24 protein-coding genes are annotated in these 25,021 nt (G+C 61.7%); 12 read left to right on the top strand and 12 right to left on the bottom strand.

Features of this window, described 5'->3' with window-relative positions; translation table 11 throughout:
• Nucleotides 1-94: 94 nt before the first annotated feature.
• The 4 genes from LJD17_RS03365 to LJD17_RS03350 all read right to left on the bottom strand — a co-directional run bounded on the left by LJD17_RS03365 (nt 95) and on the right by LJD17_RS03350 (nt 4,171).
• A complete protein-coding gene (locus tag LJD17_RS03365) occupies nt 95-1,216 on the bottom strand; it encodes a Gfo/Idh/MocA family protein (RefSeq protein ID WP_227382716.1) in 1,122 nt (373 codons plus the stop codon).
• Nucleotide 1,217: 1 nt separating this feature from the next.
• Nucleotides 1,218-2,003, bottom strand: a complete 786-nt coding sequence (locus LJD17_RS03360) for an ATP-binding cassette domain-containing protein (RefSeq protein ID WP_227382715.1) — start codon at nt 2,001-2,003, stop codon at nt 1,218-1,220.
• On the bottom strand, nt 2,003-3,154 hold the full coding sequence (locus LJD17_RS03355; protein ID WP_227382714.1) for an ABC transporter permease: 1,152 nt from the start codon (nt 3,152-3,154) through the stop codon (nt 2,003-2,005). Before LJD17_RS03355 ends, LJD17_RS03360 begins: the two co-directional genes overlap by 1 nt.
• 75 nt (nt 3,155-3,229) lie before the next feature.
• Nucleotides 3,230-4,171, bottom strand: coding sequence for a sugar ABC transporter substrate-binding protein (locus tag LJD17_RS03350; protein ID WP_227382713.1), 942 nt, complete (start codon nt 4,169-4,171; stop codon nt 3,230-3,232).
• Nucleotides 4,172-4,456: 285 nt separating this feature from the next.
• On the opposite strand from LJD17_RS03350, the gene LJD17_RS03345 reads away from it, so the two are divergent.
• On the top strand, nt 4,457-5,305 hold the full coding sequence (locus tag LJD17_RS03345) for a MurR/RpiR family transcriptional regulator (RefSeq protein WP_227382712.1): 849 nt from the start codon (nt 4,457-4,459) through the stop codon (nt 5,303-5,305).
• Nucleotides 5,306-5,389: 84 nt separating this feature from the next.
• Here the strand turns inward: LJD17_RS03345 and iolG are convergent, their stop codons facing one another.
• Nucleotides 5,390-6,379, bottom strand: coding sequence for an inositol 2-dehydrogenase (iolG, locus tag LJD17_RS03340; RefSeq protein WP_227382711.1), 990 nt, complete (start codon nt 6,377-6,379; stop codon nt 5,390-5,392).
• Between the two features lie 145 nt (nt 6,380-6,524).
• Between iolG and LJD17_RS03335 the strand changes: the two genes are divergently transcribed.
• From LJD17_RS03335 to LJD17_RS03310, 6 genes are all read left to right on the top strand, one after another.
• Nucleotides 6,525-8,438, top strand: coding sequence for a bifunctional 5-dehydro-2-deoxygluconokinase/5-dehydro-2-deoxyphosphogluconate aldolase (locus LJD17_RS03335; RefSeq protein ID WP_227382710.1), 1,914 nt, complete (start codon nt 6,525-6,527; stop codon nt 8,436-8,438).
• Nucleotides 8,439-8,511: 73 nt separating this feature from the next.
• The gene (gene iolD / locus LJD17_RS03330) at nt 8,512-10,359 is read left to right on the top strand and encodes a 3D-(3,5/4)-trihydroxycyclohexane-1,2-dione acylhydrolase (decyclizing) (protein WP_227382709.1); all 1,848 of its coding nucleotides are present in this window, start codon (nt 8,512-8,514) and stop codon (nt 10,357-10,359) included.
• A gap of 24 nt (nt 10,360-10,383) precedes the next feature.
• Nucleotides 10,384-11,268 carry a myo-inosose-2 dehydratase gene (gene iolE, locus LJD17_RS03325; protein ID WP_227382708.1) on the top strand — a complete coding sequence of 295 codons (885 nt, stop codon included), beginning with the start codon at nt 10,384-10,386 and terminating at the stop codon, nt 11,266-11,268.
• A gap of 12 nt (nt 11,269-11,280) precedes the next feature.
• Nucleotides 11,281-12,084 carry a 5-deoxy-glucuronate isomerase gene (gene iolB / locus LJD17_RS03320; protein ID WP_227382707.1) on the top strand — a complete coding sequence of 268 codons (804 nt, stop codon included), beginning with the start codon at nt 11,281-11,283 and terminating at the stop codon, nt 12,082-12,084.
• 95 nt (nt 12,085-12,179) lie between these two features.
• Nucleotides 12,180-12,389 (top strand): hypothetical protein, encoded by a 210-nt coding sequence (locus tag LJD17_RS03315; protein ID WP_227382706.1) that lies wholly within the window; start codon nt 12,180-12,182, stop codon nt 12,387-12,389.
• A gap of 117 nt (nt 12,390-12,506) precedes the next feature.
• Nucleotides 12,507-13,469, top strand: coding sequence for a DUF5996 family protein (locus tag LJD17_RS03310; protein ID WP_227382705.1), 963 nt, complete (start codon nt 12,507-12,509; stop codon nt 13,467-13,469).
• Here LJD17_RS03310 and LJD17_RS03305 read toward each other — a convergent pair.
• Nucleotides 13,466-13,786: an HlyU family transcriptional regulator gene (locus tag LJD17_RS03305; RefSeq protein ID WP_227382704.1), complete on the bottom strand. Its 321-nt coding sequence runs from the start codon at nt 13,784-13,786 to the stop codon at nt 13,466-13,468. The genes LJD17_RS03310 and LJD17_RS03305 overlap by 4 nt on opposite strands.
• Nucleotides 13,787-13,856: 70 nt before the next feature.
• Nucleotides 13,857-14,663, bottom strand: coding sequence for an MBL fold metallo-hydrolase (locus LJD17_RS03300; protein ID WP_227382703.1), 807 nt, complete (start codon nt 14,661-14,663; stop codon nt 13,857-13,859).
• A 156-nt stretch (nt 14,664-14,819) separates the two neighbouring features.
• Between LJD17_RS03300 and kynA the strand changes: the two genes are divergently transcribed.
• Both kynA and LJD17_RS03290 read left to right on the top strand, forming a co-directional pair.
• Nucleotides 14,820-15,680, top strand: coding sequence for a tryptophan 2,3-dioxygenase (gene kynA / locus LJD17_RS03295; RefSeq protein ID WP_264478229.1), 861 nt, complete (start codon nt 14,820-14,822; stop codon nt 15,678-15,680).
• A gap of 14 nt (nt 15,681-15,694) precedes the next feature.
• Complete coding sequence (locus tag LJD17_RS03290) at nt 15,695-16,876, top strand: aminotransferase class V-fold PLP-dependent enzyme (RefSeq protein WP_227382701.1); 1,182 nt, start codon at nt 15,695-15,697, stop codon at nt 16,874-16,876.
• A 21-nt stretch (nt 16,877-16,897) separates the two neighbouring features.
• Here LJD17_RS03290 and LJD17_RS03285 read toward each other — a convergent pair whose 3' ends face one another.
• The 4 genes from LJD17_RS03285 to LJD17_RS03270 form a co-directional block, all read right to left on the bottom strand.
• Nucleotides 16,898-17,797: a carbohydrate ABC transporter permease gene (locus tag LJD17_RS03285; RefSeq protein WP_227382700.1), complete on the bottom strand. Its 900-nt coding sequence runs from the start codon at nt 17,795-17,797 to the stop codon at nt 16,898-16,900.
• Nucleotides 17,797-18,648, bottom strand: coding sequence for a carbohydrate ABC transporter permease (locus tag LJD17_RS03280; protein WP_227382914.1), 852 nt, complete (start codon nt 18,646-18,648; stop codon nt 17,797-17,799). Before LJD17_RS03280 ends, LJD17_RS03285 begins: the two co-directional genes overlap by 1 nt.
• Nucleotides 18,649-18,803: 155 nt before the next feature.
• Nucleotides 18,804-20,123, bottom strand: coding sequence for an ABC transporter substrate-binding protein (locus tag LJD17_RS03275; protein WP_227382699.1), 1,320 nt, complete (start codon nt 20,121-20,123; stop codon nt 18,804-18,806).
• 72 nt (nt 20,124-20,195) lie between these two features.
• Nucleotides 20,196-21,248, bottom strand: a complete 1,053-nt coding sequence (locus LJD17_RS03270) for an ABC transporter ATP-binding protein (protein WP_319799667.1) — start codon at nt 21,246-21,248, stop codon at nt 20,196-20,198.
• Nucleotides 21,249-21,654: 406 nt separating this feature from the next.
• Here LJD17_RS03270 and denD point away from each other — a divergent pair, with 406 nt between their 5' ends.
• Genes denD through LJD17_RS03255 form a run of 3 tightly spaced genes read left to right on the top strand, consistent with a single transcriptional unit; the run spans nt 21,655 to nt 24,188 of the window.
• Nucleotides 21,655-22,638, top strand: coding sequence for a D-erythronate dehydrogenase (gene denD, locus LJD17_RS03265; protein ID WP_227382698.1), 984 nt, complete (start codon nt 21,655-21,657; stop codon nt 22,636-22,638).
• Between the two features lie 18 nt (nt 22,639-22,656).
• Nucleotides 22,657-23,406 carry an SDR family NAD(P)-dependent oxidoreductase gene (locus tag LJD17_RS03260; protein WP_227382697.1) on the top strand — a complete coding sequence of 250 codons (750 nt, stop codon included), beginning with the start codon at nt 22,657-22,659 and terminating at the stop codon, nt 23,404-23,406.
• Nucleotides 23,407-23,429: 23 nt separating this feature from the next.
• Nucleotides 23,430-24,188, top strand: coding sequence for an SDR family oxidoreductase (locus LJD17_RS03255; RefSeq protein WP_227382696.1), 759 nt, complete (start codon nt 23,430-23,432; stop codon nt 24,186-24,188).
• A 180-nt stretch (nt 24,189-24,368) separates the two neighbouring features.
• On the opposite strand, the gene LJD17_RS03250 is transcribed toward LJD17_RS03255, so the two are convergent.
• Nucleotides 24,369-25,001 carry a DNA-3-methyladenine glycosylase I gene (locus LJD17_RS03250; RefSeq protein WP_227382695.1) on the bottom strand — a complete coding sequence of 211 codons (633 nt, stop codon included), beginning with the start codon at nt 24,999-25,001 and terminating at the stop codon, nt 24,369-24,371.
• Between the last annotated feature and the right edge of the window lie 20 nt (nt 25,002-25,021).

The following is a 25,021-nucleotide window of genomic DNA, read 5'->3' as shown; positions in this document are numbered from 1 at the left end:
AAACCGCACCGACTGCCGCTCCCTTTTCTGCCCCGCTAGCGGTTATGGGTTCCGGGCTCCGCTGCGCGGCCCCGGAATGACAACGGTAGGATATTCATCCCGAATAGACCTCGACCCACCGCCCCTCATGCGCGCTCTTCGCCATCGCGTCGACCGTTCGCTCGATGCGGATGCCGTCCTCGAAATCGATGAGATGCGCTCCCTCGCCCGCAATGCGCCGCATCAGCTCGCGACATTCGATGATCTTGAGATCGTTGAAGCCGAGGCCATGACCCGGCGCGGGGATGAACGTGTCGTAAGGCGCGTGTTGCGGCCCGGCGAGAATCGTGCGGAAGCCTTGTGTCTCCCTCTCGCCCTCGGCGGTGTAGAGCTGCACCTCGTTCATGCGCTCCTGATCATACGCGACGGTGCCCTTGGAGCCGAAGAGCTGGAGCACGATACGGCCCTTGCGCCCCCAGGCGGAACGATTGAGAGCCATCACGCCCGATGCGCCGTTCTCGAGCTCCATCAGCACTGTTGCGATATCACAGGTTTCGACGTCCCGGCGTCCGCCCTCCCTCGCCGGTCGGTCCGCATAGGGCTTGGCCATGTGGCCGCAAACACGCTTGACGCCGCCGAGGAGCGTCCAAACCAGGCTCAGGGGGTGAACGCCGAAATCGTCAAGCGCGCCGTGGCCCGAGGAAGCCTCGCTTTTCCAATAGAAGAGGTCTTCCGGGTTCGCCATGAAGTCCTCGTCCATTTCCAGGCGGACATGGTTCACCTCGCCGATCTGCCCCTCCTCCAGGATGCGGCGGATCAAGCGAATGATCGGATTCTGGATATAGTTGTAGCCCAGGACCGCGACCCTGCCCGACGCACGCGCTGCGGCGAGCATGCGCTCCGCATCGACGAGCCTGGTGGCCATGGGCTTCTCGCACCAGACGTGCTTGCCCGCTTCCAGGGCCGCAATGGCCATGTCGGGGTGAAAGGCATTCGGCGTTGTGATGGACACCACATCGACCGTGGGATCGCTGACGAGCGAGCGCCAATCGCCCGTGGATCTCTCGAAGCCCAGCTCCTGAGCCTTGCGTTCGGCAAGCGCTTCTGAGGCTTCCGCGAGAACCGCGAGGCGCGGCCGGAGCACGTCGCCGAAAACGGGCGCGACGGCGTTCCAGGCCAATGCGTGGCATTTGCCCATGTAGCCGGTTCCGATGAGGCCGATGCCGAGTGCCTTCATTTCACACCATTCCACCCAGCTCTTCCGACACGGCCTGCAATTCCTTGCCGCCGGCCATGAGGTTCTGCAGCTCGTCGATCTGGATTTCGGATTTCGTGTAGGTGCCCAGCGTCTTGCCGCGATTGAGCACGGTGAACCGATCGCCCACCGCGTAGGCGTGGCGCACGTTGTGCGTGATGAAGATGACGCCGAGACCTTTCTGGCGCACCTGGTGGATGTATTTCAGCACCATCGAGGTCTGCGCGACGCCAAGCGCCGAGGTCGGCTCGTCGAGGATCAGCACCTTCGCGCCGAAATAGACCGCGCGGGCGATGGCCACGCATTGACGCTCGCCGCCGGAAAGCGTGCCGACCGCCTGATTGGGGTCGCGGACGTCGATGCCGATCTTGTGCATCTCTTCACGGGTGACCGTATCGCAATGATCGAAATCCACATAGCGGAACGGCCAGACACCCTTGATCGGCTCACGGCCCATGAAGAAATTGCGCGTCACCGACATGAGCGGGATCATGGCGAGATCCTGGTAGACCGTGGCGATCCCCGCATCGAGGGCATCGCGCGGGCTCGCAAAGGTCACGGGCTGGCCTTCCACCAGGAAGTCGCCCGACGTCGGCTTGTGAACACCGGACAGGGTCTTGATGAGCGTTGACTTGCCCGCACCGTTGTCGCCAAGCAGGCACATCACCTCCCCGCGATGAACGGACAGCGACACGCCCGAGAGCGCGATGACCGAGCCGAAATGCTTGACGAGGCTGCGGATTTCGATGAGCGGCGCATTGGTAGCCATCAGCGCTCTCCCGTGACCTTGCGGCGGATGAAATTGTTGAACAGCACGGCCAACAGCAGCATGGCCCCCAGGAAGACCTGGAACCAGTCGGAATCGAAGCGCGTATAGGTGAGGCCGATCGACACCATCCCGAAGATGATGGCGCCGAAGAAGGCACCGATCGCGGACCCGTAGCCGCCGGTCAGCAAACAGCCTCCGATCACCGCCGCGATGATGGCTTCGAATTCCTTTTGAAAGCCGCGCCGGGAATCAGTCGAACCGGCGTCGAGCACGGTCAGGACGGCAACGAGCGCAGCCGCGCAGGCGGTCAGCATGAACAGGCCCGTCTTGACCCGGTCGACGGGCACGCCGGAATTGCGGGCGGCATTCGGATCGCCTCCCGCCGCGAAGATCCAGTTGCCGGCGCGTGTGCGTAGAAGAATCCACGTGGCAACGAGGGCAAAGAGCACGAACCACACGATGGAGACAGGAACGCCCGTCACGGTCGGCATTCCGTTGGGGAACTTCCCGATGATGTCGTGGGCGGCCAGCCAGCTGAAGAGAGATTCAAGCGCGTTTCCGGAGAAGATCTCCCGCACGAAACCCTCGCCCGCGCTCTCGCCGATGCCGCGCATCTGCGTCGACCCGCCGGTCGCCCATTTCAGCCCGACGAGGGACAGGCCCCGCAGGATGAACAGGAACGCCAGCGTCACGATGAACGACGGCAGTTTTGTCCGGATCACGAGCTGCCCGTTGAGCCCCCCCAGCAGGGCCGCCACCACGAAGGTCGCCGCAATGGCAAGGAGCAGCGGCCACCCCGTCAGGGTCAGAAACGAACCGAAAATCAATCCCGCGAAGGCCACCATCGAACCGATCGAGAGGTCGAACTCGCCGCCGATCATCAGCAAAGCGGCCGCAATCGCCAGGATTCCCAGCTGTGACGCGGGAGCCAGGATGTTCATGACCCCCGCGAGGGTGAACATCGATGAATCGGCGGTGGAGAGAAAGAAGATCGTGACCAGCACCAAGCCTGCCAGCGCGCCGAGTTCGGGCCGGCGCATGATCTTTGTCAGGACGGAGACTTCCTTCAGGCGCTCGTCCTGAGAGGGCTTCACTGCCGGCCCGGGAGGAACGGGCCCTGCTGGCGCAGTCGAATGGCTGACGTCCGTCATGGAAACCTCCCTTCAAACTCTTTTCAAGAAAAAGAAGCCCACGGCCCGTGGGGGCCGTGGGCTTTTGGCTTTGAGTTAACGGATGCCCTTGGCCGACAGCTCGACCACCTGCGCGGCCTTGTCCTTGGTGATCAGGTTCGGGCCCGAGGGCACGTCCCCGCCGGGGATGAGGCCATATTTCGCATTGAGCGCCAGGAAGGTGACGGGAAGATAGCCCTGCAGGTACTGCTGCTGGTCGATGGCAAACGCTGCTTCGCCTGCGGACACCGCCTTCAGGAAATTGGCGGAGAGATCGAACGAGGCGATCTTCACGGAGCCGGTTTTACCGGCCTCCTTCACGGCAGCGACCGTCGGCTCTCCGGAGAGCGGCGCACCCAGTGCCATGATGGTGTCGATCGACGTATCGGACGCGAGTGCAGCCTTGACCTTTGCGCGGATGTCGGACGGATCGTTGGAGACCGGAAGCACCGTCACCTTGCCGCCGAAGCCCTCGCCGAAGCCCTTGCAGCGAAGATCGAGGGAAACGTTACCGACCTCGTGGTTGACGCAAAGGCCGACTTTGCCGCCCATCTCCTTGAGTTTCGCGCCGGCGGCCTTGCCGGCATCCAGCTCGTCCTGCCCCACATGGAGGAGAGCCCCGAGTTTCTTGGACACGTCCGATCCCGAATTCATCGAGATGACCGGAATTCCCGCGGCCACCGCCTTTTGAATCGATGGGCCGAGGGCCGAAGCATCCGGGATCGACACAATCAAACCGGCGGGCTTCTGATTGACGGCGGCGTCGATCAGCTGAGCCATGGCGACCATGTCGAAGGTTTCCGGCGCGCGGTAGTCCACCTGCACCTTCATGTCCTGGCCGGCCGCGGTCACGCCATTCTTGACCACCGACCAGAAGGGATCGTTCGCTTGGCCGTGGCTCACCACGATGATGCGGCTGTTCTGCTGGGCCGCGACGGGCGCGGCGGCGGCAAGGGTCAAGGCTGCTGCGGCAGCAAGACCGGTAATAAAGGATTTCATAGGTGTCCCTCCCAAAGGGTCTCGTTGTTCATCGCGACCGAGGACCGGTCCGGCGATGTCGGTACGGCTTGACCGCCGCGCGATGGAGTTCCGCAGAAGGTTGGCAGCCAATCCCATCATCGAATTGGCTGAAAGCGCGGCGTTTCCTCTGCCAGTCGGATCGTCAAAACAGAACGACCAAACCTTTTGTTATTTCTTGTAGAATTTTTATTCCATTTGTTGCAGATCGATGTCAAGGTCCCGTCTGCCCTGGTGGAGATAGGGCGTCGGAGGATCAAAAGAAGCATGGAGGCCCCCTCTCAGGCGGCACGGGACGTCGTCCCCGAAGACTTCGAGAGCCTGAAGCTCGTCCTGCTTCAGCGCCGCGAGAGTTTGCCCAAGCGCCTCAAGCAGCTGGCGGCCTTCGCCCTGGAGCATCCCGAGGAAATGGCGTTCGGAACCGTGGCCGGTATTGCGGAGCATGCGGGGGTGCAGCCATCGACCCTGATCCGCTTCGCCAAGGGGCTCGGCTACGATGGGTTTTCCCATCTGCAACAGATCTTTCGCGACCGGCTGCGCGAACGGTTCCCGGATTATCGGGAGCGCCTGCAAGGGCTGCGCACGTCCGAGGGCCAGCACGTTCACGCAACGGCACTCCTGGATGGCTTCGCGGAAGCAGCCGCCATCTCGCTCGACCGCATGCGGAATTCGGTAAGGCCGGAAGAATTCGCGCGCGCCGTCACAACTCTCGCGAACGCGGACACCATCTACCTGCTCGGGGCGCGCCGGGTGTTTCCGGTTTCGGCTTACTGCGCCTATGCGTTCGGCAAGCTCGGGGTGCGGTCGATGCTGATCGACCATATCGCGCAGCTTGGTCCGGAGCAGCTGGCGACCGCGCACGAGAGGGATGCGGTCCTGGCCATCAGCTTCACCCCTTATGCACCGATCACGATCGATTTGGCCGCCACTGCGGCACGGCGCAACATTCCCGTGGTTGCCGTCACCGACTCGCCCTTCTCGCCCCTGGTCAGCAGCGCGGATGTCTGGCTAGAGATCGCCGAAGCGGACTTCGGGGCTTTCCGCTCCCTCTCGGCATCCTTTGCCCTGGCCATGGCGCTTGTGGTCGCGGTCGCGGAAAAGCGCGCGGAAACCTAAGGGAAGACAACCGCCGTCATGATAACGGCCGGGTAAGCCCGGCCGATCATCACGCAATGGCAGCTTTGGCGAAAAAGCGTTTCGTCAGAGCCGCACCGGCTTTCCGCTCTTTGCCGACTCCGTCGCCGCGTCCGCCAGGCGCTGCGCTTTCAGGCCGTCGTGTCCGGTCGGATCGCAGGCCGTGCCCTTCTTGATGGACGACAGGAAGGTATCGAGCTCCGCCCGATAGGCGTCGGCATAACGTTCCAGGAAGAAATCCTGCACGGGATCCGCCGTGATGCCGGTGGCATTCGCGAATTCCACCGTGGTGCGATGGATGTTCCCGGCGCGGAGCATTCCCTTCGAGCCGTGCACTTCGATGCGCTGATCGTAGCCGTAGGTTGCGCGTCGGGAGTTGGAGATCTGGACGATACGGCCCTTCGCGGTCTTCAGCATCACCGCTGCCGTATCCACATCTCCGGCCTGGCCGATGGCGGGATCCACAAGGGAGGACCCGACCGCATGGACCTCGACCGGTTCGTCTCCCAACAGGAGGAACCGTGCCATGTCGAGATCGTGAATCATCATGTCGCGGAAGAGGCCGCCCGAGGTCGCGATGTAGCTGACGGGGGGCGGTCCAGGATCGCGGGAGAGAATCGTCACCAGCTCGACCTCTCCGGCCTCTCCATCGGCGAGACGGCGGCGAAGGCTGGCGAAATTCGGATCGAACCGGCGGTTGAAGCCGATCATCAACGGCGTGCCGGCCTTCTCGACGGTCGCGAGGCAGGCCTCGATCCGGTCGCTCGAGAGATCGACCGGCTTTTCGCAGAACACGGCCTTCCCGGCCCGAGCCCCGCGCTCGATGAGATCCGCATGCGTGGTCGTCGGGGTGCAGATGAGGATGGCGTCCACATCGGACCGCTCGACGATCGTATCGAGAGACGAAACTTCGGCGCCTGTCGCTGCCGCAAGTTCCTGCGCGGAGGGCGCGTGAGGATCCGCCACCGCCACGAGGCGGGCATCCGGATTGTTAGCGGCGTTACGGCCATGAATGCGGCCGATGCGGCCCGCGCCCAGAACGGCGATCCTGATCATGATGTCCCCGAGATGTTTTGCCAGCCTATGAGCAAGTTTGGAATTGATGTTCCAGACCAAGCTGCTAATAGAATAAACGTTCCATTGCCGCAAGGGTCCGTCAGAGGCCTTCGCCCGGCCCTAAGGCCGGCCTGGGAGGATTATCATGAAGCCAAGTCTGGATGTCATCACGATTGGACGTTCGTCGGTCGATCTTTACGGTCAACAGGTCGGCGGCCGGTTGGAGGACATGGCGTCGTTCTCCAAGGCGGTGGGCGGCTGCCCGGCCAATATCGCAATCGGAACGGCGAGACTGGGCCTGAAATCGGGCCTCATCACCCGCGTCGGCGACGAAGCCATGGGCCGCTTCATCCGGGAGCAGATGGAGCGGGAAGGTGTCGCCACGCAGGGCATCGTGACCGACGAGACCCGCCTGACGGCGCTCGTGATCCTGGGTGTCCGCGACGAGGATTCCTTTCCGCTCATCTTCTATCGCGACAATTGTGCCGACATGGCCCTTTGCGAGGACGACATCGATCCGGATTTCGTCGGATCGGCGGCCGCCATCGTCGTGACAGGCACCCATTTTTCCCGTGAAAGCACTGCCGCGGCACAAATGAAAGCGATTCGCGCCGCGAAGGCTCACGGCCGCAAGGTCGTGTTCGATGTCGACTACAGGCCCAACCTGTGGGGATTGCTCGGCCATGGAGCCGGTGATGCGCGCTATGTCCGCTCCGATGCGGTAACGGAGCATCTCCGCCCTATCCTGGCCGATTGCGACCTCGTCGTCGGCACGGAAGAAGAGCTGCATATCGCGGGAGGCTCCGAGGACACCCTTCAGGCCATCCGCAACATCCGCGCGGTCTCGACGGCCACCATCGTGTGCAAGCGCGGCCCCATGGGCTGCGTGGTGTTTCCCAGCGAGATCCCCGACAGTCTCGACGCGGGGGTCAAGGGCCCCGGATTTCCTGTCGAAGTTTATAACGTGCTCGGTGCGGGCGATGCGTTTCTGTCCGGCTTTCTGCGCGGATGGCTTAAGGACGAGGCCCTCGAGACCTGCTGCGCGTATGCCAATGCCAGCGGTGCCTTCGCGGTCTCGCGCCTGCTTTGCTCCCCGGAAATCCCGAGCTTTCCCGAACTGCAGCAGTTCCTCAAGACCGGCAGCCGCCATAAAGCGCTGCGCTTCGACGAAACACTCAACCATATTCACTGGGCGACGACCCGTCGGCCCGGCCCCGAAACCCTCATGGCGCTCGCCATCGACCATCGCATGCAGCTTGAGGTCATGGCGAAGGATGTCGGCGCTTCCGCCGACAAAATTCCCGACTTCAAGGTCCTCGCCGTCCAAGCTGCGGCTCGTGTGGCGAATGGCCGGCCGGGGTTCGGCATGCTGCTCGACGGCACCTATGGGCGCGAAGCCCTGTTTCGTGCCGCCGATCATCCGTTCTGGATTGGCCGCCCGGTGGAGCGTCCCGGCTCGCGTCCCCTCGACTTCGAGAATGGCGGCAGCTTGGGCGCGCAGCTGGTTGAATGGCCGGTCGGCCATACGATCAAGTGCCTCTGCTTCTACCACCCCGACGACCCCCAGGACCTGAAGACCCAACAGGAGCGTGAGCTTCTCCGTCTCCATGATGCGGCGCGGCGCATCGGCCGGGAACTCCTGGTGGAGATCATTGCCGGCAAGAACGGTCCCTTGCACACCGATACCGTCGCGGCGATCGTGCAGCGCCTTTACGATCTCGGCATCAAGCCGGATTGGTGGAAGCTCGAGCCGCAGGCGGATCCCGCGGCCTGGCACGCCATCGGCGAAACGATCACGAAGAACGATCCCTATTGCCGCGGCATCGTGCTGCTCGGCCTGGAAGCTCCGGAAGACGAGCTTGAGGCCGCTTTCGCGGCGGCCGCCAAGGAGCCTTGGGTGAAAGGCTTTGCGGTTGGCCGAACCATCTTTAATGATGCGGCACGCCGTTGGCTGGCGGGCCAGATGACGGATGCCGATGCGGTCGCGGACATGGCCGGCCGTTTCCAGCGCCTTGTCGATGCATGGCAGCGTGTCGCCAGCCGCGCCAAGGCCGCCTGACATGAGTTTTCAGGCAGAGCCGACGCTCTGCCTCCACACATTTGAACACCGGCCGATCTGAACAGGAGCCTGCATGAGCACGATCCGCCTCACCATGGCACAAGCCATCGTTCGATTCCTGACAGCGCAGAAAACCGACATCGACGGAGAGATCCTGCCGCTCTTTGCCGGCGTCTGGGCTATTTTCGGCCATGGCAACGTGGCCGGAATGGGGGAAGCGCTGCACGCCGTGCGCGACACGCTGCCGACATATCGCGCCCACAACGAGCAAGGGATGGCGCATGCCGCCGTCGCCTTCGCCAAGGCGTCTCGCCGTCGCCGCATGATGGCCTGTACGACGTCCATCGGGCCCGGTGCGACCAACATGGTGACGGCCGCCGCTGTCGCGCATGTCAATCGCCTGCCGGTTCTGCTTCTTCCCGGCGACGTGTTCGCCAATCGCCGTCCCGATCCGGTGTTGCAGCAGATCGAAGATTTTTCGGACGGCACCGCTACCGCCAATGACTGCTTCCGGCCGGTATCGCGCTACTTCGACCGCATCGTCAGACCCGAACAGATCATTCCGGCCTTGCAGCGGGCGATGGCCGTGCTGACCGATCCCGCCGAATGTGGTCCCGTGACTTTGGCCTTGTGTCAGGACACACAGGCGGAAGCCTATGATTATCCGGAATCGTTCTTTGCGGAAAAAGTCTGGAAGCAGCGCCGCATTCGGGCCGACCGTACGGAACTCACGGAGGCGGCGGCTCTCATCCGTGACGCCAAAAAGCCTTTCATCGTGGCCGGAGGCGGCGTCCTCTACTCGGGCGCCGAAAAGACTCTGGCGGCATTTGCGACGAAGCACGGAATTCCAGCCGGTGAAACCCAGGCCGGCAAATCGAGCCTTGCCCATGATGAGCCCGCAAACCTTGGCGCTATCGGCGTCACCGGAACGGGTGCGGCCAACACCCTTGCGGAAGAAGCGGATGTCGTGATCGCCGTCGGCACGCGCCTGCAGGACTTCACGACAGGCTCATGGGCGTTGTTCAAGAACCCGAACCGTCGCATCGTCGCTCTCAACGTGCAGGCCTTCGATGCCGCGAAGCACAACGCCAAGAGTCTCGTGACGGATGCGAAAGTCGGTCTCGAGGAGCTGGGTGAGGCTCTTGGTTCCTGGAAGGCTCCCGAGGCATGGACAAAAAAGGCGCAGGATGAAAAGTCCCGCTGGTTCGACCAGGCCGCACGCTTTACGGACCCGACCAACGCGGAGTTGCCGTCCGATGCGCAAGTGATCGGTGCTGTCCAGCGCAACGCTGCGCCAGGCGACGTGGTGGTCTGCGCGGCCGGAGGCCTGCCAGGAGAACTCCACAAGCACTGGCAAGCTTCTCAGGCAGGCGGCTATCACATGGAATATGGCTATTCCTGCATGGGATACGAGATTGCCGGCGGCCTGGGCGTGAAGATGGCCGACCCGAACCGCGACGTCACCGTCATGGTCGGGGACGGCTCCTACCTGATGATGAATTCGGAGCTTGCCACTTCGGTGATGCTCGGCCTCAAGCTGACGGTCGTTCTTCTCGACAACAGGGGCTATGGCTGCATCAACCGTCTGCAGAGGGCGACCGGCGGCGAGAGCTTCAACAACCTGCTGCAGCACACCCGTCACGTGACGCTGCCGGATATCGATTTCGCGGCTCATGCCGCAAGCCTTGGCGCTGAGGCCATCAAGGTCAAGGGAATCGGAGAGCTGGAGAACGCCCTCAAGGATGCCCGCAAGGCTGAACGCAGCACGGTGATCGTGATTGACACCGATCCCCTGGAATCGACCGATGCCGGCGGGCATTGGTGGGACGTGGCCGTGCCCGAGGTATCGGTGCGGCCCCAGGTCAACGAAGCGCGCAAGACCTATGAAACCGCACTCGCCGCACAGCGGGTGGGCGACTGATCAGAGCAACGAGAGAGAACGAGTATGACGATCCGAATCGGGGCAAATCCCATTGGCTGGTCGAACGACGACATGCTGGAATTGGGTGGCGAGACGCCGCTCGAAGTCTGCCTCGCCGAGGCGAAGGAAGCCGGTTTCGAAGGGATGGAACTCGGCAACAAGTTTCCCCGCCAGCCGGAGCCGTTGAAAAAGGCGCTCGCGCCCTTCGGCCTCGCCTGCGTGTCGGGTTGGTACTCGGCCGAACTCCTGACCCGCGATGCGGATGCGGAGCTCAAGGCTCTTCGTCCCCATCTCGACCTCCTGACGGCGATGGGGTCCAATGTCCTGGTTTTCGCCGAAACCTCGAACGCGATCCACGGCGACCGCTCGAAGCCCCTGTCAGAGCGACCGGTCATGAAGGCCGGAGAATGGGCCGAGTTCGGGCGCCGGGTCACGCAGGTCGCCGAACAGACCCTGAAGGAAGGTGTACGCCTCGTCTACCATCACCACATGGGCACCATTGTGGAATCGCAGGCCGATATCGACGCTTTCATGGAAGCCACCGGCGAGGCCGCTCATCTCCTGCTCGATACGGGCCACGCCACGTGGGGCGGGGCTGATCCGGCCGACCTTGCGCGCCGGTACCGCCACCGCATCAGCCATGTGCACACCAAGGACGTGCGCAAGGCCGTCATGGAAAAGTCAAAGGCAGGGAACTGGAGCTTCCTCGATTCCGTGCTCGAAGGCGTCTACACGGTTCCGGGCGACGGCATGGTGGATTTCGTGTCCGTGTTCAAGGAGTTGCCCGGCTACAGCGGCTGGGTCGTGATCGAAGCCGAGCAGGACCCTAAAAAAGCTCACCCCCTGACCTATGCAAAAATGGGCTATGCCAACCTCACCCGCTTCCTGAAGGAAGCCGGGCTGCGCTAGAGGAGAAAACCGATGTCGCGCCTCCTGGTCAAACCGTCGCAACCCGACTCCAACGGCCGCATTCACGCCATCACGCCGGCTTCGGCGGGATGGACATATGTGGGATTTGAAGTGTTCCGTCTCGGCGCGGGCCAAAGCCTGCGGCAGGAAACAGGAGATCGGGAGGCTTGCATCGTGATGCTCTCCGGCCGTGCTCACGTGTCGGCCTCAGGCCAGGATTTCGGCGTCATCGGCGGGCGCTCGTCCCCGTTCGAGCCCGATCCCTGGTCCCTTTATGCCCCGGCACGCTCGCACTGGTCCTTGACGGCCGAGGGCAATTGCGAGGTGGCTGTCTGCACGGCGCCGGGCGAGGGAAAACTGCCGGCTCGCGTCATCCGGCCTGAACAGGTCGGCCAGGAAACACGGGGCGCGGGGACGAACACCCGGCATGTCCGCAACATCCTGCCGGAGACCGAGCCTGCGGAAAGCCTGCTGGTGGTCGAGGTCATCACGCCTTCCGGTCATTGGTCGAGCTATCCGCCCCACAAGCACGATCGCGATGCTTTGCCGAGCGAGTCGCTGCTAGAGGAAACCTATTACCATCGGCTCAACCCACCGACGGGCTTTGCCCTGCAGCGGGTTTACACGGATGACCGTTCGCTCGACGAAACGCTCGCGGCCAGCGACGGGGACGTTGTGCTGGTTCCAAAAGGGTACCATCCCGTGGGCGCCCCGCACGGTTATGAGCTCTACTACCTGAACGTAATGGCGGGCCCGAAGCGGATCTGGAAGTTCCACAATGACCCGGCCCATGAGTGGATGCTCGCCCGGGCCTGACATCGCGGACGATTGAGCGCCTGCGACCCAAATATGCTCACATTCCCATGTGAAGGCTTTCCACCGGCATGGAATTCCCATGGGAGAATATCATCATGATACGCCTTGGATGGCTTTTCGCCGGCGCGGTCGCGCTTTTGTCGAGCGGCTGCGCCGTGTACGGCACCGCCGAAACGGCAACCGTGCAGGTCCAGGGCGATCGGGCTCATGTGACGGCCGATCGATGGGAAGGAACTGTCGCCTGCGGTCCCGGCATGGGCGCAACGCCATGCGCTGCGGGCTCGGTTCGGGAGGGCCTTCGTTGACATCGCGCGGACCGCTTTCGGTCAAGACCTTCTTCAACCGTGTCCTGAGCCCTAGCTTTGGATGACGGCCCCGGGCGGATGCCCGTGGGACCGGTAACGTTCACAAGGATCGCGTGCATGGCTATCAGATCATCAGGGGAAGGCTCTCGCTGGCCGGCTTTGGATTATTCCCAGTGGCGTGACACAGCCATCACGCTTCAGTTGTGGACGCAGATCGTCGGCAAGACGCGCCTGGCCCGGACTCCATGGCTCAACCATTCCTGGCACGTGGTCTTCTATGTATCGGCGCGGGGATTGACCACGTCGCCGTTCGACGTGGATGGCGAGCTCATGGAGGTCGAGTTCGACTTCGTCGACCAGGTTCTTCACATTCGTACGAGCACAGGCCAGCAGCGCCAGCTTCCTTTGGCGGCGCAAAGCGTGAAGGCCTTTTACAAGTCCTATCTTGCGGCTCTTGGGGAACTTGGCTTCACGGCCCGAATCAACCTGGTCCCCAACGAGGTCGTTCCGGCCATCCCCTTCGACGCAGATGAGGAGCACCGGGCCTATGATCCCGAGGCGGCCCATCGGTTCTGGCGGGCGCTGATTCAAGCCGATCGCGTGTTCAAGCGCTTTCGCACGGCCTTCCTCGGCAAGAGCAGCCCGGTTCATTTTTTCTGGGGCAGCTTCGATCTGGCGGTGACGCGGTTTTCCGGCCGCAAGGCACCGCCGCATCCCGGCGGCGTTCCGTCACTTCCGGACGCCGTTGTCCGCGAGGCTTATTCACACGAGGTGAGCAGCGCCGGCTTCTGGCCGGGTTCCGATGCATTTCCACAGGCGGCGTTCTACTCCTACGCCTATCCCGAACCTCCCGGCTTCAGGGACAAATCGGTGAAACCTTCGGAAGCGTCCTTCAACACGCAACTCGGAGAGTTCATCCTGCCATACGACGCCGTCCGGCAAGCCGAACAGCCGGATGAAGCCGTGTTGTCCTTCCTGCAATCGACCTACGAGGCGGCCGCCGAGGCGGCGCAGTGGGATCGCCAGACCCTTGAATGCTCCTTTGGAGCCCTGGGCCGCCCTCGACATGTCCGGGCCTAAGACGTGGCGGCAGGCTTGTCCGGGAAGATGCGGTCGCCCTGCTCGTCGATGATCTGTTTGGCCTTGGTGATCGAGAACGTCATCGCATCGTCGCGGCTGGCGTGCGTCTCCGCTCTCACGAACCGGTGCTCCCTCACCCCATCGGGAAAGTCCTTCTCGATGATGCCGGCGGTCTGGAACTGACCTTTTGCCGAATAGGGAGCGGGCCGGATCCGATAATCCTTGTAGAGAACGGGTTCAGCAGACGGGCCTTCCCCATCTTGCGACGAACCTTTGCCGACGAGACGAGAGAAAAGATCGGATAAGAAGGAAGCCATCGGCCGGGTTGAACCTCTGTGACACGGGTGATGTCATATCATGGATGATCATCAGCACGCCATTGTGTCCTTAGGCCAGCAGCTCGACATATCGCCTGATGGACCGCGTCACGGCGGCCTTCGCACCGCTCTTGATGTCCTTTCCGGCGAAAGCGCCATAAAGACGCTCGTAGTTAACTTCTTCCAGAATGGCCCCGATCCGCAGAACCTCCCGGGCCGATAAGGGCATCATGTTGGGATAGCTCCAGAGAAAGCTGACCCGCCGCACATCCGCCGCAACCTGAATGATGTCTCCCGAGAGGATCATCTCCGCCCCATCGGACGCCTGAGACCAATGAAGAACCGTGCCGCCGGGGAAATGACCGCCAAGCCGGATCAGCTTAACTCCCGGGAGCACCTCGCGTGTATCCCCGCTCCATGCTTCGATGGTTTTGGAGGGACGCATGATCCATTCCCGATCGCCCTCATGCAGATAAATCGGGACGCCTCCGAAGGCGTCGCTCCAATCCTGCATGGTCGTATAATAATGCGGGTGTGAGATTGCGATGGCCGAAAGGCCCCCGAGGGCCTGAACAATGGCCTTGGTGGCGTCATCGAGGAGCGCAATGCAATCCCAAAGGATGTTTCCGGAGGGTGTTTGAAGCAGGAAAGCGCGCTGGTTGATGGCAAAGGCCGGAAACGTATGCAGGCTATAGAGCCCCGGTTCATGCAAACGCCATGCATTGCTGTGACTGGCGGCGATCGCTTCCCGCGTTGTCCAGGCCTGGCCCGCCGCCGGTACGTATTGCCGCTCGTCGTCGCAGATCGGGCAGGCAGGTGGAGGTGTATCGCGCGGCGGAAATGAGGTCCCGCAGGCAGAGCAAAGAAAAACCGGCATTAATATCGTCGCTTGTTTTCAATGAAGAGTTGCATCCTAACGTGTCCACCCTTGCAAAGATAGCGCCCGTCGCTTGCGGACAGGTCCATGGGAAGCGCCCGTTTTACATCCAGGTTTCAAGTTCATAGGATGCCCCTCAAACAGAGGACCATGAACATGTCAGAGGAGAAACGGGTGACGGGTCAAGATGATTCCTCCCCCACGACGGAAGGCATTCATACCGACTTTTCCGACGGCATGAGCTACGGAGATTATCTGCAGCTCGATACGCTTCTGCTCGCCCAATCCCCCTTGACCGGCGAGCATGATGAGCTGCTCTTCATCGTCATACACCAGGTCATGGAACTGTGGCTGAAGCTGCTCAACCGTGAGCTCGATACGGCTTTGGGGCATATCCGTGCCGATGAGCTGCAGCCTGCGTTCAAATGCTGCGCCCGGATCAATCGGATCCAGGAGCAATTGATTCAGGCTTGGACCGTGCTCTCGACGATGACGCCGTCCGACTACCTCCGGTTCCGGCCCTCTCTGGGCCGCTCTTCGGGCTTCCAATCCTGGCAATACCGCCTGGTGGAATTCAAGCTCGGCGCCAAAGATGAAATGAAAATCGCGCCGCATCGTCATCGACCGGAAACTGCGGCTCTGCTCGAGCAAGCTTATCGGGAGCCGGGGCTTTATGACGAAGCTCTGCGCCTTCTCGCCCGGCGCGGGCATCCTATTCCCAGCGATGTGCTCAATCGAGACGTCACGCAACCGTATGTCGCCCATCCTGCCGTCGAGGCAGTCTGGGAGGAGATCTACCGCCATTCCGAGGAGCACTTCGATCTCTATGAATTGGCCGAAGAACTCGTCGATCTTGAGGATGCTTTCCAGCAATGGCGCTTCCGCCACATGAAGACGGTAGAACGGATCATCGGCATGCGCCGAGGCACCGGCGGAAGCGCGGGCGTCGCTTATCTGAGGCGAGCATTGGAAAAGTCATTTTTCCCCGAACTCTGGTCCGTAAGAACCAAGCTTTGAAAGGGTGATGCCGCATGCTCGACCTTCGCCATCATTTCTCCCGCTTCCTTCATGCGGAGCCGGGACGTTTGCATTTCGCAGCGCACAGCCATCATCCCTGGCCGGACGTGACGCGAGAAGCCCAATTGCAGGCGTGGGACGACGCCGCCCGTCTGATGGACGACAAATGGGAGCATGTTCTGGGAGCTGTTCTCGGAGAATTTCAGGGTCACGTCGCTCATCATCTGCGCCTGCCCGATCCGGCAACCGTCGCGGTTGCGCCGAATACGCATGAGTTCCTGAAACGGATCCTGTCTTGTTTTGCGCCCGGGAAACCGATTCGGGTTTTGACGTCCGACAGCGAATTTCACTCGTTCAGCCGTCAGATCGCTCGCCTTGAAGAAGATGGGCTCGTTACGGTCACGCGTGTGGAGGCACAGCCGTTGGAGACGTTCGAAGAGCGCTTCCTCGCCGCCTCCCGGCAGGGCTTCGATCTCGTTTTCGTCAGTCAGGTTTTCTTCAATTCGGGGTACGTAATCCATATCGACCGTGTTGCTGCTGGCGTAGGAGACGCCATGCTGGTTATCGATGGCTATCACGGGTTCATGGCGCGGCCGACGGATCTGTCGTCCATCGCGGCGCGTGCGTTCTATGTGGCGGGTGGCTACAAGTATGCCATGGCCGGCGAGGGAGCCTGTTTCATGCACTGCCCGCCAGGCTGGGGCTCACGTCCACGGGATACGGGCTGGTACGCGGCCTTCGGAAATCTGGCGAAAGCTCAGGGCGGACAAGTCGCCTATAGCGAAGACAGCTGGCGCTTCATGGGATCGACCTTCGATCCTTCGGGACTCTACCGCTTCAATGCGGTGATGCGCTGGCTGAAGGAGGCAGGAGTAACGATCTCCGCCATTCACGACCATGTCCTGTCTTTGCAAGTCAGGCTACTCGAATCCCTGGATGGGAGAACCGGATTGTCCGCAAATGCCCTCGTGGTCCCATTCGACGATCCGCGACGCGGCAACTTTCTCACGTTCGAAACATCGAAGGCGCCGCAAATCTATGATCGGCTGAAAGCCCTCGGCATCGTAACGGATGTTCGCGGCACCCGTTTGCGCATCGGGTTCGGAATTTACCAGACCGCTGCGGAAGTGGATGAGTTCATCCGCCGCCTCGATCGGAATGGCGCAGCGGCGGCCACATCTGCTTCAGGAACCTGATCCGCCGTTTGTCATCCGGCGCTACTCCTTCACGGCACCCGTCATGGATGACACGTAATAATCGACGAAGAACGAGTAGAGCAGCACCACGGGCAACGAGCCGAGGAGCGCCCCCGCCATCAGGGCTCCCCATTCATAAACATCGCCGCGGACGAGTTCGGTCAGGACGCCGACCGGAACGGTCTTGTTCTCGGATGATTGGATGAACGTGAGCGCGTAGATGAATTCGTTCCACGACAGGGTGAAGGCGAAGATCCCCGCGGAGATCAATCCCGGTACGGAGAGGGGTAGCATGATGCGGAGCAGGATCTGCCACCGGGAAGCCCCGTCCACCAGGGCGCACTCCTCGAGCTCATAGGGAATCGAGCGGAAATAGCCCATCAGCAGCCATGTGCAGAATGGGATCAAAAAGGTCGGGTAGGTGAAGATGAGCGCCAGCTTGGTATCGTAAATACCAAACTTGAAGATCATCACCGCGAGAGGAATGAAAAGAATCGATGGTGGAACGAGGTAAGCCAGGAAGATGGCGAGCCCTGTCCAACGGGAGCCCGGGAAGCGAACTCTCTCGATAGCATACGCGGCGAAGACAGCCGCCGCGAGAGACAGCACGGTCGACCCTATCGCGACGATCATCGTGTTGAGAAGCCAAGAGGGGTAGGACGTCTCGAACAGAAGATAGCGAATATGCTGCAGGGTCGGGCTTGAAGGCCAGAAGGGGCTGTAATCCCGGAAATTCGTCAACTCCGCATTGGGTTTCAGGGCCGTGATCGTCATCCAGTAGAACGGGAACAACAGCACGAAGACGAAAACGGCCAACGGCAGGTAAATCGTTACGATCCGGCGGGGGAGCCGGTTCAGATAACTCATGCCGAGGCTCTCGTCGGTGAGCGCGGGATCGGCAGGCCGAGCAGAATAAGTCATCAGTCTCCTCCGCCCTGCTGCCACCGCCGGCGCTGCAATCCGAAATAGCTGAACAGAATCGCCCCCAGAAGGAACGGCACCATGGCCACCGCGATGGCGGCGCCTTCTCCGAGCTGCCCGCCCGGAATGGCGCGCTGGAAGCTCAAGGTTGCCATCAGATGCGTCGCGTTGAGGGGTCCGCCGCGCGTCAGCACATAAATCAGCTGGAAGTCCGTGAAGGTGAACAGGACGGAGAACGTCATCACCACGGCGATCAACGGCGAGAGCATCGGCAGGGTGATGAAGCGGAACCTCTGCCATGACGTGGCGCCGTCGAGCGTCGCGGCCTCGTGCAAGGAGGGGGAGATGGTCTGCAACCCGGCCAGAAGCGTGATGGCCACGAAGGGAATGCCCCGCCACACGTTCGTCAGGATGACCGTGATGCGCGCATTGGTCGTGTCTCCGAGAAAATTGATCGGGGACTGAATGAGCCCAAGCTTCATCAGCGACCAGGAGATGATCGAGAACTGGGTGTCATAGATCCACCAGAACGCGATGGCGGACAGGACTGTCGGCACTACCCAGGGGAGGAGCACGACCGCGCGGATGATTGCCTTGAAGGGCAGATGCTCGTTGAGCAGAAGCGCGAGCCACAGTCCCAAAACGAACTTCAGGATCGACGCGGCAACCGTATAAAGGATCGTGTTGAAAACCGAGAGCCAGAAGAGGCTGTCTTCCCATAGGAGCTGATAATTCTCCAGGCCGATGAAGACACCCGCCCGCCCGACGCGCGTATCCGTAAAGCCAAGCCAGACTCCGAGCCCGAGCGGATAGGTCAGAAAGATCAGGAGAAATGCCGCTGCCGGCAGCATGAACAGAAAACCGACAAATCCCCGGCGCTGCAGGAAAGGCTCGCGCACAGCGACGGTAGGCGTCTCCCTATGCGTGAGTGCGGCTCCGGCCATAAGCGCCTCCGGTTTATCTGGGTTGGCAGGCGACGCCGGGTTGGCGCCGCCTGGGTCTCGCGTTAGACGCGGTAATAGCGATTGGCCCGCTGCTCGGCACGTTTCGCGGCCTCCTCAGGGGTCCGCTGCCCGGTTGCCGCTTCCGCCACCATATCGACCATGACATAATCGGCCATGGTTGCTGCCGACGCATAGCCAAGCGGGCCGGCATACCCATTCGGGCGCAGCGTCGAAGACGCGCGTTTATACGGCTCGTTGATAGGATCAGCGGTCCAGACGGGGTTCTCGATCAGGCCTTTCAAGGGCGGGCAGCAATATGCGCTCGAGGCCGTAATCCAGGCGTCCATCTGCGGTTTGTCGAGCATGTACTGCAGATACGCGCGAGCCGCATTCGGGAACTTCGTGTACTGGAAGATCACGGCCGATGTGGTCTGATGCAATTCGACAGGCTGTCCGACAGGACCCGTCGGGAGAACCGTCGAGCGGATATCCTTCGCCAGCTCCGCCATTTTGGGATCCGTCTTGGCCGAGTAGTAAAGCGAGACGCCGTTTGCGGTGACCGAGATATCTCCCGAGAGAAAGACACGGTTGTTGTTGATATCGAGCCAGCTTTCGGTCCCGGGGATGAATGTCTGATAAAGCTCGCGTGCATATTGCAACGCCTTGATCGTCTCGGGCGAATTGATCACGACCTTGCCGCTTTCATCCACCATCTTGCCGCCGTGACTCCAGACGATCCAGTGTGCGAAGTTGTTGCCGTCGCCGACCGCCTTGCCGAGCGCAAAACCGGCCGGCTTGCTTTTGGCCTTCAGGGCCTTGCAGAGTTCCAGGAACTCATCGGTCTTTTCCGGGAACTTCGACCAGCCCGCCTGCTGAAGCATGCTTTCCCGGTAAAGAATGCCGTTGCCGATCGCCGCTAACGGAAGGGCGATGAATTTGTCGCCTTTCTTGGCGTAGCCTTCCAGGCCGGGATAATAGCCGCCGTAGCGGCTGGCGAAACTGCTGGCGATGTCGGTGACGTCGAGAAGCTTGTCCGGGTACTGGAATGGATCGTCGAACCACACGAGCATGACATCGGGGCCCGATCCCACATTGGCCGCGACAGCGGCTTTAGGCCGAATGTCCTCCCAGCTTTCCTTGTCGACACGAACCTCGACGCCGGTCGCTTCCGTGAATTTCTTGGTATTCGCCAGCCAGGAATCCTCGTCACCTTTGACAAAGGGTGTCCAGCGCAGCACGCGCAAGGATGCTCCCTGTTCCGGTTTATAGGATGGCGCCGCCGCTTGAGCGAAAGCCGGTCCCGTCCCCAGGAGCTGAGCCCCAGCCGCCCCCGCCGCGATGCCGGCAGTCCCGAGAAGCAGGTCACGTCTAGACAATGTCATCGTCGTTTTCCTCCGCAGCCCGGGAGTTCTGACAAACGCCGCGGCCTTCCCGGCAGGGTCGCGGCCTTGAAGTCAGTTGATGCGTCGTCCCGTATCCTTCTCGAAGAGGTGCACCAGGGCAGGATCCGGTTGAGCACGGATTGTCTCGCCGGGCTTGGCATTGATGCGTTCACGGAAGACGCACGTAATTTCTCGCCCTTGGAGCCGGGCAAAGACCTGTGTTTCCGACCCGGTCGGCTCGATCACGCTGACCTCGATCGGAATGCCTTGGTCCGAAAGGTGAAAGTGCTCGGGCCTGATGCCGTAATATGCAGGCCGCCCGACCGAGGAGGACGGGACGTTCTGCACCGGAAGAGTCAGGTCGCCGACCATGAATCCGCCTTCGCCGATCCGTCCTTCAAGGATGTTCATGGCGGGCGATCCGATGAACCCGGCCACGAACAGGTTGGCCGGACGATCATAAAGGTCGAGGGGCGCACCGATCTGCTCGACGATGCCGTCATGCATTACCACGATCTTGTCGGCCATGGTCATGGCCTCGATCTGATCGTGCGTCACGTACACGGTCGTGGTCTTCAGGCGCTGGTGCAGCGCCTTGATCTCGGTGCGCATCTGCACGCGCAGCTTGGCGTCGAGGTTGGACAGGGGCTCGTCGAAGAGAAACACCTGCGGGTCGCGCACGATGGCCCGGCCCATGGCCACGCGTTGGCGCTGCCCACCCGACAGCTGGCGCGGATAGCGGTCCAGAAGCTTGGTCAGTCCAAGGATTTCGGCGGCACGATTGACCTTTGTGTCGATCTCCGACCGCGGCGCATTCTTCAGCTTGAGGGAAAACGCCATATTGTCCGCCACCGTCATGTGCGGATAAAGGGCATAATTCTGGAACACCATCGCAATATCCCTCTCCTTCGGAGGGACATTGTTCACGACCCGCGAGCCGATGCGGATCTCGCCGCCGCTGATGTTCTCAAGCCCTGCCACCATGCGCAGCAAGGTCGATTTCCCGCAGCCCGAAGGGCCGACCAGAATGACGAACTCGCCATCCTGGATATCGACGGAAACCCCATGGATCACCTGGGTCGTGCCGAAAGCTTTTCTAACGTCTCGAATGTCAACGGAAGCCACGGGACACCTGCTCTGTTCCAAAGGAGAGGAGGTGCATTGCGGAATGAGAGAGCCGGTGCCCGCCTATACCAGGCAACCGGCACGTCAACGCCGTTTCACGGCCTTGAACCATGCACTTCCTCCCGGCCCCCGTTTGTCGAACCGGCCCGTCTGGCGCGAGCTCGGATATCATTAATAGTATTATTCCTGCAGGACGTGAGGAAGATCAAGTCACGGGTTGCGTCCCGGCGAACAGAAGAACGTGAACACATTTTCCTGAATGGAAACAACGATGCGGGGGAAGGTGCGCCTGTGACCGTCGCTCCACGCCGCTCGATAGCGGCATTAGACTTTGGTCGGCTGCGCAAGACTTATTGCCAAGCCCCGGCGTGCCGGTCAGACTGCCTCCACATACGGGAGCTTGTCGATGAACGTTCTCATTCTTGGTGCCGCCGGCATGGTCGGCCGCAAGCTCACCGAGCGGCTGGTACGGGATGGACACGTGGGCGGCCGCAGCATCTCCTGGCTCATTCTCCACGACGTGGTTGCGCCTGCGCCTCCGACGAATGCGCCATTTTCCGTCACGACAGAAACCTCCGATTTTTCGGCGCCCGGACAGGCAAAGGCCCTGATCGAGAGCCGCCCCGATATCATTTTCCATCTGGCGGCCATCGTTTCCGGTGAAGCCGAGGCCGATTTCGAGAAAGGCTACCGGATCAACCTGGATGGGACCCGGGAGTTGTTCGAGGCGATCAGGGCCGCAGGTGATGATTATCGGCCGCGCGTCGTCTTCACGTCCTCGATTGCCGTCTTCGGCGCTCCTTTTCCCGATGCGATCGGCGATGAGTTCTTCCTTACGCCTCTCACCAGCTACGGCACGCAAAAGGCCATCGGAGAACTGCTGCTCGCCGATTACACCCGGCGAGGCATTCTCGACGGAGTGGGCATTCGCCTGCCGACGATCTGTGTTCGCCCGGGCAAGCCGAACAAGGCAGCCTCGGGGTTCTTCTCAGGAATTATCCGTGAGCCCCTGAGCGGACAGGACGCAGTGCTCCCTGTGCCTGATGACGTGCGACATACCCATGCCTCGCCGCGCTCGGCCGTGAATTTTCTCATTCATGCGGCGTCTCTCTCGGGAGCCCAACTGGGATCCCGGCGCAGTCTCACCATGCCGGGGGTTTCCGTGACCGTGGCGGAGCAGATCGACGCGTTGCGCCGCATTGCCGGCGAAAAGGTGGCGGCGCGGATCCGGCGGGAGCCCGATCCGACCATCATGCGGATCGTGGAAGGGTGGCCCCGTCGTTTCGACGCGGAGCGGGCCAAAAACCTCGGATTCAAAGCGGAAGAGACTTTTGACGAGATCATCCGGATCCACATTGAGGATGAGCTCGGTGGAACGATTGTCACCTGAAACAGCAAGGAAGCAGCCATGGGCGGCGACAGACGCTTCGAGGGACGAAAAGCCGTTGTGACGGGCGGCGCCTCAGGCATTGGGCTCGGCGTCTGCGCGCGGCTGGCCGCGGAAGGTGCAAAGGTCGTCATCTGGGATGCGGGCGCCGAGGCTCTGGAGGCCGCGCAGCGCACCAGCGGCCCCTTCCCGGCAGCGATCCGGGTCGACATCGCCGATCCAACCGCAGTCGAGAGAGCGCTGCAAGAAACCGTATCGGCCATCGGCGGCGTCGACATATTGGTCGCCAGCGCAGGCATCACCGGGCCCAACACCACGACATGGGAATATCCCGTTGCCGCATGGCAACGCGTGATCGACGTCAATCTCAACGGGCTCTTCTACTGCAACAGAGCCGTTGTGCCGGAGATGCTGAAGGGCGGATATGGCAGGATCGTCAATATCGCGTCCATCGCCGGCAAGGAGGGAAACCCTAACGCCTCCGCCTACAGCGCCTCCAAGGCGGCGGTGATCGGCCTGACGAAGTCCCTCGGCAAGGAATTGGCCAAGAAGAACATCACGGTGAATTGCGTGACGCCCGCGGCGGTGCATACGGCAATCTTCGATCAGATGACGCAGGAGCACATCGATTTCATGCTCTCCAAGATTCCAATGGGGCGGTTCGGCAAGGTCGACGAAGTCGTCGCGCTGATCTGCTGGCTCGCCAGCGCAGAATGCTCTTTCACGACGGGCGGGGTGTTCGACGTGTCCGGCGGGCGCGCGACTTATTGATGGGCTGTCGAAGAGGATCATCCATGGCTGAACAGGCGAAAATCGCTCTTGTGACGGGGGCCGGAACCGGAGTCGGAAAAGCAATCGCCAAGGGGCTGGCCAATGCGGGCTTCAGCGTGGTGCTTGCCGGTCGACGCAAGGATCCGCTCGACGGCGTGGCTCAAGACCTTGCAACCTCCGGTGCGACGACCCTCGTGGTGCCGACGGATGTTGCGGATCAGGCCTCGGTCGCCCGGCTCTTCGAAACCGTCAAGGAGCGCTTCGGGCGTCTGGATCTTCTCGTCAACAATGCGGGAATCAACACGCCGGCAATCCCCCTGGAGGACCTGTCCTTCGAGCAATGGAAAAATGTCGTCGACACCAATCTGACCGGGGCGTTCCTGTGCACTCAGGAGGCTTTTCGAATCATGAAGGCTCAAGACCCGCGGGGCGGGCGGATCATCAACAACGGGTCTGTTTCGGCCTACGCTCCAAGGCCCCATTCCGCCCCCTATACGGCGACCAAGCACGCGATCCTGGGCCTGACCAAATCCACATCCCTTGATGGCCGCGCCTATGACATCGCCTGCGGCCAGATCGATATCGGCAACGCCGCGACGAATATGACGGCCCGGATGACGAGCGGCGTCCTGCAAGCGGATGGCTCCACCGCCGCGGAGCCGACGATCGACCCCGAGCACGTGGCGGACGCGGTGGTCTATATGGCCGGCCTGCCTCTGACGGCCAACGTTCTGACGATGACGGTGATGGCCACGAAGATGCCGTTTGTCGGTCGAGGTTAAACCTCTGGCTGGACTCGAACCGTCACGCTGAGAGGCTCAACCTGTCGTAACGTCAGGCTTTGCTGTGAAAAAGGAACGGCTCACCCGGCACGGTTCGAACATGTGCTTCGACTTCGGTGGGTCGAGGTCCGTGTTGCGCCAAAAGCAAACCTTGGCGCCACGTCCTACGCGAGGAGGCGCCTAACGGGACATTGTCTTCGGCACGCTCCCTGGCCGCGCGAACGCGGCTCTCGCGCGCTCGACTTTGGGCCGGATTGAGCACTCCTCGGCATGGTCGTTGATGAGGCCCATGGCTTGCATGAAAGCATAGACGGTTGTGGGACCAACAAACTTCCAGCCGTGTCTCTTGAAATCCTTCGAAAGCGCAATCGATGCGGGCGAGGTCGAGGCCGTCTGCGGCGTGGCTGCCTCGCCGGTGCCCGGTTCAAAGCGCCACACATAAGCGGCCAGCGAGCTCTCCCGATTGACAAGCTCCTGCGCCCGTTTGGCGTTGTTGATTACTGCCTCGATCTTGCCGCGGTGCCGAACGATCCCCTCGTCCTTCAGCAGCCGCTGGACATCCCGTTCGGTAAACCGCGCAATCTTGTTGAAATCGAAGTTGTGGAATGCCGCACGGAAATTCTCGCGCTTGGCCAGGATGGTGCGCCAGCTCAACCCAGATTGGAAGCTTTCGAGGCAGAGCTTTTCAAAGAGGCGATGATCATCACCGACCGGAAACCCCCATTCCGTGTCATGATAGGCGAAAAACTCCGGTGCGGCGCTACACCAGCGGCATCGCGGCCGGCCGTCCGGCCCTGGGACCGTTTTGCTCATGGATCAATTGTCTTTCTGCC

Source organism: Microvirga rosea, from assembly GCF_020595095.1.
Taxonomy (GTDB): Bacteria; Pseudomonadota; Alphaproteobacteria; order Rhizobiales; family Beijerinckiaceae; genus Microvirga; species Microvirga rosea.
This window is presented reverse-complemented; position numbering and strand designations above follow the sequence as displayed.

What these genes read in the sequence shown, in the direction of transcription:
- denD (WP_227382698.1), top strand. Translation starts at nt 21,655, where the DNA reads ATGAACGTTCTCATTCTTGGTGCCGCCGGCATGGTCGGCCGCAAGCTC.
- LJD17_RS03360 (WP_227382715.1), bottom strand. Translation starts at nt 2,003, where the DNA reads ATGGCTACCAATGCGCCGCTCATCGAAATCCGCAGCCTCGTCAAGCAT.
- LJD17_RS03260 (WP_227382697.1), top strand. Translation starts at nt 22,657, where the DNA reads ATGGGCGGCGACAGACGCTTCGAGGGACGAAAAGCCGTTGTGACGGGC.
- iolB (WP_227382707.1), top strand. Translation starts at nt 11,281, where the DNA reads ATGTCGCGCCTCCTGGTCAAACCGTCGCAACCCGACTCCAACGGCCGC.
- LJD17_RS03305 (WP_227382704.1), bottom strand. Translation starts at nt 13,786, where the DNA reads ATGGCTTCCTTCTTATCCGATCTTTTCTCTCGTCTCGTCGGCAAAGGT.
- LJD17_RS03255 (WP_227382696.1), top strand. Translation starts at nt 23,430, where the DNA reads ATGGCTGAACAGGCGAAAATCGCTCTTGTGACGGGGGCCGGAACCGGA.
- iolE (WP_227382708.1), top strand. Translation starts at nt 10,384, where the DNA reads ATGACGATCCGAATCGGGGCAAATCCCATTGGCTGGTCGAACGACGAC.
- LJD17_RS03355 (WP_227382714.1), bottom strand. Translation starts at nt 3,154, where the DNA reads ATGACGGACGTCAGCCATTCGACTGCGCCAGCAGGGCCCGTTCCTCCC.
- LJD17_RS03350 (WP_227382713.1), bottom strand. Translation starts at nt 4,171, where the DNA reads ATGAAATCCTTTATTACCGGTCTTGCTGCCGCAGCAGCCTTGACCCTT.
- iolG (WP_227382711.1), bottom strand. Translation starts at nt 6,379, where the DNA reads ATGATCAGGATCGCCGTTCTGGGCGCGGGCCGCATCGGCCGCATTCAT.
- LJD17_RS03250 (WP_227382695.1), bottom strand. Translation starts at nt 25,001, where the DNA reads ATGAGCAAAACGGTCCCAGGGCCGGACGGCCGGCCGCGATGCCGCTGG.
- LJD17_RS03275 (WP_227382699.1), bottom strand. Translation starts at nt 20,123, where the DNA reads ATGACATTGTCTAGACGTGACCTGCTTCTCGGGACTGCCGGCATCGCG.
- LJD17_RS03290 (WP_227382701.1), top strand. Translation starts at nt 15,695, where the DNA reads ATGCTCGACCTTCGCCATCATTTCTCCCGCTTCCTTCATGCGGAGCCG.
- LJD17_RS03280 (WP_227382914.1), bottom strand. Translation starts at nt 18,648, where the DNA reads ATGCTGCCGGCAGCGGCATTTCTCCTGATCTTTCTGACCTATCCGCTC.
- LJD17_RS03300 (WP_227382703.1), bottom strand. Translation starts at nt 14,663, where the DNA reads ATGCCGGTTTTTCTTTGCTCTGCCTGCGGGACCTCATTTCCGCCGCGC.
- LJD17_RS03285 (WP_227382700.1), bottom strand. Translation starts at nt 17,797, where the DNA reads ATGACTTATTCTGCTCGGCCTGCCGATCCCGCGCTCACCGACGAGAGC.
- LJD17_RS03335 (WP_227382710.1), top strand. Translation starts at nt 6,525, where the DNA reads ATGAAGCCAAGTCTGGATGTCATCACGATTGGACGTTCGTCGGTCGAT.
- iolD (WP_227382709.1), top strand. Translation starts at nt 8,512, where the DNA reads ATGAGCACGATCCGCCTCACCATGGCACAAGCCATCGTTCGATTCCTG.
- LJD17_RS03365 (WP_227382716.1), bottom strand. Translation starts at nt 1,216, where the DNA reads ATGAAGGCACTCGGCATCGGCCTCATCGGAACCGGCTACATGGGCAAA.
- LJD17_RS03345 (WP_227382712.1), top strand. Translation starts at nt 4,457, where the DNA reads ATGGAGGCCCCCTCTCAGGCGGCACGGGACGTCGTCCCCGAAGACTTC.
- kynA (WP_264478229.1), top strand. Translation starts at nt 14,820, where the DNA reads ATGTCAGAGGAGAAACGGGTGACGGGTCAAGATGATTCCTCCCCCACG.
- LJD17_RS03315 (WP_227382706.1), top strand. Translation starts at nt 12,180, where the DNA reads ATGATACGCCTTGGATGGCTTTTCGCCGGCGCGGTCGCGCTTTTGTCG.
- LJD17_RS03310 (WP_227382705.1), top strand. Translation starts at nt 12,507, where the DNA reads ATGGCTATCAGATCATCAGGGGAAGGCTCTCGCTGGCCGGCTTTGGAT.